This is a genomic window from Pseudomonas kitaguniensis, from assembly GCF_009296165.1.
Classification (GTDB): Bacteria; Pseudomonadota; Gammaproteobacteria; order Pseudomonadales; family Pseudomonadaceae; genus Aquipseudomonas; species Aquipseudomonas kitaguniensis.
Window position 1 is genome coordinate 1 of sequence record NZ_VUAZ01000170.1, and the last position, 6348, is coordinate 6348.

Genomic DNA, 6348 nt, shown 5'->3' on the forward strand with positions numbered 1-6348 from the left:
CGCCGTTTATCGGCCTGTTCGGCACGGTCTGGGGCATCATGGAAGCCCTGCAAAGCATCGGCGCCAGCGGCTCCGCCAGCCTTGAAACCGTCGCCGGGCCGATCGGTCACGCGCTGATCGCGACCGGCGTGGGCATTGCCGTCGCCGTGCCTGCGGTGCTGATTTACAACTTCTTCCTGCGTCGCCTGAAACTCGCATCGGCCAACATGGACGATTTCGCGCATGACTTTGACGCCCTCGCCCAACGCAGCGACTTTGCCATCGACCGCCAGGCCATCTCCGCCAAGCGCTCGCCCGTGCGGGAGGCAAGCTGATGTCGTTCTCAACCCAAGACAGCGATGAAGTGCTCAGCGAAATGAACGTCACGCCGTTGGTCGACGTGATGCTGGTATTGCTGGTGGTGTTCATCGTGACCACGCCAATGATGACCAACGCCATCAAGATCAACTTGCCCAAGACCGATGCGGTCGCCACCGAGAAAAAGAAAGACCCGGTGGTGGTCAGCGTCGACCAGGACGGCAAGTTTTTCCTGGCCAAAAACGAAGTGGCCCCCGAACTGCTGGAAAAAAGCCTGCAGGACGTGAAGGCCCAGGACCCGGAAGTGCGGGTTCAGTTGCAGGCCGACGCTTCGGTCAATTACGGCCAGGTCGCCAAGGCGATGGCCTCGATTGAGCGCTCCGGCATCACCAAAATTTCGGTGATGACCGCAAGGTAACGCTCAACTTCACGCCCCTGCGGTAGCGCGCATGTGCGCTACCGCAGGAACTGCGTAGCCCGCTGTAACAAGCCATGCAAGGGCACTTTTGCCCCCGCAGGGGAACGGCTTGCTTGAAGAAAGTGTTTTGCGCCGGGTCGACAAAGCCCAAACGGAATCATGAAGGTCCACGAGACCATTCCAACAAACATCCAATAAAGTCGGAATCAACCATGCAGATGAAGAGTTCAGGTTTCACCCTCAAACCGCTCGTTGCAAGTGTTCGGCGGCATCGTTTTGTGCCCTTGTACCTGGTTGCCATGGGGATCACCGCAGGCCAGTTGCAGGCCGCAGAAGCCACCGTGAGCACCGACACAGCGGCGCCCGCCCCCACCACCACGCAACTTGACCGCGTGGAAGTGACCGGTTCGGCGATTCGCCGGGTCGATGCTGAAACCGCGGTGCCCATCACCATTCTGCGCACCGAACAGTTACGCAGTGAGGGCGTGACCACCACCGCTGAAATCATGCAGCGGGTCACGGGCAACCAGTCGCTGCGCAACTCGGCCAGCTCCGTGGGCTTGTCCACCGGTGGTTCCAGCTTCGCCGACATGCGCGGCATTGGTTCCAACAAAACCCTGGTACTGCTTAATGGCCGGCGCTTGGGCAACAACGCCATCGACGGCGCTTCGGTTGACCTGAACACCATCCCTTTCGCCGCCATTGACCGTGTTGAAGTGTTGCGCGACGGCGCATCGGCTTTGTACGGCACTGACGCGATTGGCGGCGTGATCAACTTCATCACCAAAAAATCCATGACCGACGGCACGCTTTCGCTGGGCGGCGAAGGCGCCGATGCCAGCGGTGGCGGCAACAGTCACGACGTGAGCGCAAGCTGGGGCTTTGGTGACCTGGAGCAAGACCGCTTCAACCTGATGGCGGTGATGAACTACAACAAGCAAGACAGCCTCAGGGCCAAGGACCGCACCTTTGCCACCTCGTACGCACCCGGCCGTGGCCTGGATCAGACCTCGGGCACCTCTTTTCCGGCCAACTACAGCCAGGGCGGTGTGACCACTAACCCGCTGTCCAGCGGCAACTGTAACGGGCCTAACCTGGTGTCACGCCAGGGTGTGTGCCGCTTCAACACCACCGACTATCTGGACTTGTTGCCCGAGACCGAAAAAACCTCCTTCTTCGGCAAGGCCACCGGCAAAATCACCGATGAAGACAGCGTCAGCCTCGAATACTTCTGGGCGCGCAACAACAACGCAGTCGGCATAGCCCCGGCACCTTTGACCGGCCTGAGCATGGACCCGACCTCGCCATACTTTCCCGGCAACGGCATCACCCCTGCGTCGACCAACGCCTCGTTCGACGCAACCCAACCGGTCGACCTCAACTGGCGCGAAACCGCAGCCGGCGGGCGCCAATCCAAAGACCAGAACACCAGCCAGCGTCTGGTCCTGAGCTTTGACGGCGTGGCCAAGGGCTGGGATTACAACGTTGGCGCCTCGTACAACCAGAACCAGGTGCTTTCCAGCGTCACCGGCGGGTATGTCAGTGACGCGGCGATGATCAATGGCATCGCGGACGGCATCATCAACCCGTTTGGTCCGCAAAGCGCTGCCGGGCAGGCGCTGATTGACGCCAACCAATACCATGGCCAGTACTCATCCTCTGTGGGCCGCGTGACCGGGCTGGATGGCCGGATGAGCCGTGAAGTGGGTGACTGGTTTGGTGCCGGGCCTGCTGGCCTGGCGATTGGTGGCGAGTTCCGCCAGGAAAAATTCCATCAAAGTTACGAGGCCTTCGCTGCGGACATTTCCAGCCTGGGCGTCGACCCCAACGGCAGCGTCGAGGGCGACCGTACCGTCAAGGCGGTGTACACCGAGCTGAACGTGCCGGTATTCGACAGCCTGGAGTTGTCGGCCGCTGTGCGTCACGACAAATACAGCGACTTCGGCAGCACCACCAACCCGAAATACTCGTTCCGCTACCAGCCGTTCAAAGAAGTGGTGGTGCGTGGCGCGTACAGCGAAGGCTTCCGCGCCCCGTCGCTGTATGAGCTGTACAACCCGCAATACACCACCTTCACTCAGGGTTATTACAACGACCCGAACCTGTGCACCGGCGGTGTGGTGCAAGCGGGCGGTAACGCCGGTCGCGATTGTGGTCAGCAGTTCCATAACCGCACGGGCGGCAACACCAATCTGTCGCCTGAAAAAGCCCGTAACGTGACGGTGGGGTTCGTCTATCAACCGGTACGCAACTTGTCGATGGGCCTGGACTTCTGGTGGATTCACATCGCCAACCAGATCGCCGAGTTCCCTGAATCCACCGTGTTTGACGACCCGAACGCTTACGCCGATCGTTTCATCCGCAACGCCGATGGCACGCTCAACTACGTGCAAACCGGGCTGGCTAACCTGGGTGCAGTCAAAACCAGCGGCGTCGATGTGTCGCTGGACTACAAGTTCCCAAACACCCCGTTCGGCCAGTTCGGCCTGGGCCTGCAAGGCACTTACGTGTCGCGTTATGACTACCAGACCACGATTGGCGGCAGTTACACCGACAACGTCGGCGCGTTCGAAGGCAAGGGCATGATCGCGCGCTGGAAACACGTACTGAGCGGCACCTGGAACCTGGGCGCTTACCGTGCCTCGCTGGTCAACCGTTTCACCAGCGGCTACGACGACGCCGACCCCGAGACCCACTCGCGTGTTGCCTCTTACACCTTGTGGGACCTGTCCGGTGGCTACACCTTCAACAAAACCGTGGACCTGGATGTAGGGGTTAAAAACATGTTTGACCGCAACCCGCCGTTCTCCAACCAGGCTTATAACTTCCAGAGCGGCTACGACCCACGTTACAGCGACCCGATGGGCCGTACGTTCTTTGCCCGTGCGACGTACCACTTCTGAGTGAACACCGGTGCAGGTCCACTCCTGCCTGTACCGGTGCAAATTGCGAGCTCGCAAACCCCGGCGCTTTTCGACACGCAGCGCCGGGGATTTTTCCACGCACTCGACGGTTCAACACGCGGTACAAGGAAACTCCATCATGTGTTCGTTAATCCTGCCCCTGCTGCGTTTTTTGCTGGTGCCTGCGTTGTTTTGCGTGTGCATGAGCGTGAATGCTGCACCCAGCCAAGCCATGACGGTGTATGGCGAAGCACCCAAATACCCGGACAATTTCCAGCACTTCGATTACGTCAATCCCAACGCGCCCAAAGGCGGTTCGTTGAGTCGGGCGTCCATGGAAATCGGCCAATTCAATTACATCGTGCCGTACATCGACCAGGGCACCGGCGTCATCCAGGTTGATCAATGGGTGTATTCGCCCTTGGCGTTTCGCTCACTCGACGAGCCCTACACCGTCTATGGCTTGATCGCGCAGAAGATGGAGCGCGACCCTGACGGCCTGTGGGTACGTTTTTACGTGAACCCCAAAGCGCGTTTCGCCGACGACACGCCGATCACCGCGAACGACGTAGCGTTCACCTACACCACCCTGATGACCAAAGGCAGCCTGAGTTTTCGCATGCTGTATGGCGAGGTCAAAGACATGGTGGTGGAAAACCCGCTGCAAATTCGCTTTGACTTCAAGAACAACCAAAACCGCACGCTGGCCCTGGATTTGGCGAGCATGCGCATCCTGCCGGAACACGGCTGGAAGACGCGCGACTTCGCCACCGGCGGCGGCTTTGAACCGCCGCTGGGCAGCGGGCCGTATTCGGTCAGCCAGGTAGACCCCGGGCGCAGCATCAGTTTTGAGCGCAACAAAAACTGGTGGGCCAAAGATTTGCCGGTCAGCAAGGGCTTGTACAACTTCGACCGCTTGACCGTGAACTTCTATGCCGACACCGACATTGCCCGGCAACTGCTCAAGGCCGGCGCGTTTGACTATAACCGCGAGTTTTCGGCCACCGGCTTCAGCATTGGCTATGACGGCCCGGCGCTGGCCGACGGGCGCTTGCAACGCAGCGTTTTTGCGAAAGAAAAACCCGGCACCGCTCAAGGTTTTGCGTTCAATTTGCTCAACCCGTTTTTCCAGGACCGCAGGGTGCGCCAGGCGATCAGCCTGTTGTGGGACTTTGAGTGGACCAATAAACAGATGATGCGCAATTTTTATGTGCGCCAGCAAAGCTACTTCCCCAAAAGCGAAATGGCCGCCACCGAGCTGCCCGACGCCCGCGAGCTGGAGATTCTCGAACCGTTGCGCGGCAAAGTGCCGGACGAAGTGTTCAACCAGGTTTACCAGGCACCCAAAACCGATGGCAGCGGTTATATCCGCGACAAACAATTGCAGGCACTGGCGCTGCTCAAGGCCGCTGGCTGGCAGCCCAAAGGCAATAAGCTGGTGAATGACCAGGGCCAACAGTTGAGCTTTACCTTTCTGGACGGTCAAGGCGGTTTTGACCGCATGATCCTGCCGTTCAAACGTACGCTGGCACAGATCGGCATCAACATGGACATCCGCAAGATCGACTCGGCGCAGTACATCAACCGGGTCAACGCCCGCGACTACGACATGATCGTGGTGCAGTTCCCGCGCGGCGGCCAACCCATCGTTTCGCCGGGCCGCGAAATGTATGACATGTACGGCTCAGGCAGCGCCACCCAAGTGGGTGCCTCCAACGCCTTTGTACTGCGCGACCCCGCCGTCGACACGCTGATTGACGGCTTGGTGCAGGCGAATAATCGCGACGACATGGTGCATTACGCCCGCGCACTCGACCGAGTGCTGCAATGGGGCTACTACATGATTCCCAACTATTACTCGGTCGGCACGCCCACCGTGTACCTCAACCGTTTCGGTCGGCCTGCGCGTGAGCCCAAGTTTGACGAGGGCCTGGACAGCTGGTGGGAAGTCAGAAAAACCGCGCTGACCACTGCCGACTTCAGCAAGGCCAACGCACCGTCGGAGGGGCATTGAGATGCTGCATTACATCAGTCGACGTTTACTGCTGATCATCCCCACCCTGCTGTGCATTCTGGTGGTCAATTTTTTGATTGTGCAAGCGGCTCCCGGCGGCCCGGTGGATCAGGCCATCGCCCGTTTGCAAGGTTTCAGCGGCGCGGCCGTGGGCGGTGGCGGCGGCGAAATGGCCGCCGCGAATGCCGGTGCCAGCCGCAGTAGCCGAGGCCTTGACCCGGCGCTGATCGAAGAAATCACCAAGCACTACGGTTTCGACAAACCGCTGCATGAGCGCTTGTGGCTGATGCTCAAAAACTACGCGCAACTGGATTTCGGCAGCAGTTTCTTTCGCGGCGCCAAGGTCACCGACCTGATCCTGCAAAAGCTGCCGGTGACTATCTCGCTTGGGCTCTGGGCCACTTTAATCACCTACCTGGTGTCGATCCCGCTGGGCATTCGCAAAGCGATCCACAACGGCAGCACCTTTGATATGTGGACCAGCACCGCCATCATCATTGGCTACGCCATGCCGGCGTTTCTGTTTGCGATCTTGCTGATCGTGGTATTCGCCGGCGGCAGTTATGTCAGTTGGTTCCCGATTCAGGGGCTGGTCTCGGACAACTTCGACAGCCTGAGCTTTTTCGGCAAAATCGGCGATTACCTGTGGCACATGGTGCTGCCGGTCAGCGCCTTGGTGATCGGCGGTTTCGCCACCCTGACCATCCTCACCAAAA

At 59.6% G+C, this 6348-nt stretch carries 5 protein-coding genes; all 5 read left to right on the forward strand.

The window, feature by feature from the left end; translation table 11 throughout:
* Window positions 1-314, forward strand: a 314-nt coding sequence (locus F0169_RS24820) for a MotA/TolQ/ExbB proton channel family protein (protein ID WP_172979547.1), incomplete at its 5' end; no start/stop codon positions are given.
* The gene (locus F0169_RS24825) at window positions 314-715 is read left to right on the forward strand and encodes an ExbD/TolR family protein (RefSeq protein ID WP_058412753.1); all 402 of its coding nucleotides are present in this window, start codon (window positions 314-316) and stop codon (window positions 713-715) included. The genes F0169_RS24820 and F0169_RS24825, both read left to right, overlap by 1 nt.
* 212 nt (window positions 716-927) lie before the next feature.
* Window positions 928-3618, forward strand: coding sequence for a TonB-dependent receptor (locus F0169_RS24830; RefSeq protein WP_152747899.1), 2691 nt, complete (start codon window positions 928-930; stop codon window positions 3616-3618).
* A gap of 139 nt (window positions 3619-3757) precedes the next feature.
* The gene (locus tag F0169_RS24835) at window positions 3758-5632 is read left to right on the forward strand and encodes an extracellular solute-binding protein (protein WP_152747900.1); all 1875 of its coding nucleotides are present in this window, start codon (window positions 3758-3760) and stop codon (window positions 5630-5632) included.
* A gap of 1 nt (window position 5633) precedes the next feature.
* A partial coding sequence (locus F0169_RS24840; protein WP_152747901.1) for an ABC transporter permease subunit occupies window positions 5634-6348 on the forward strand: 715 nt, incomplete at its 3' end.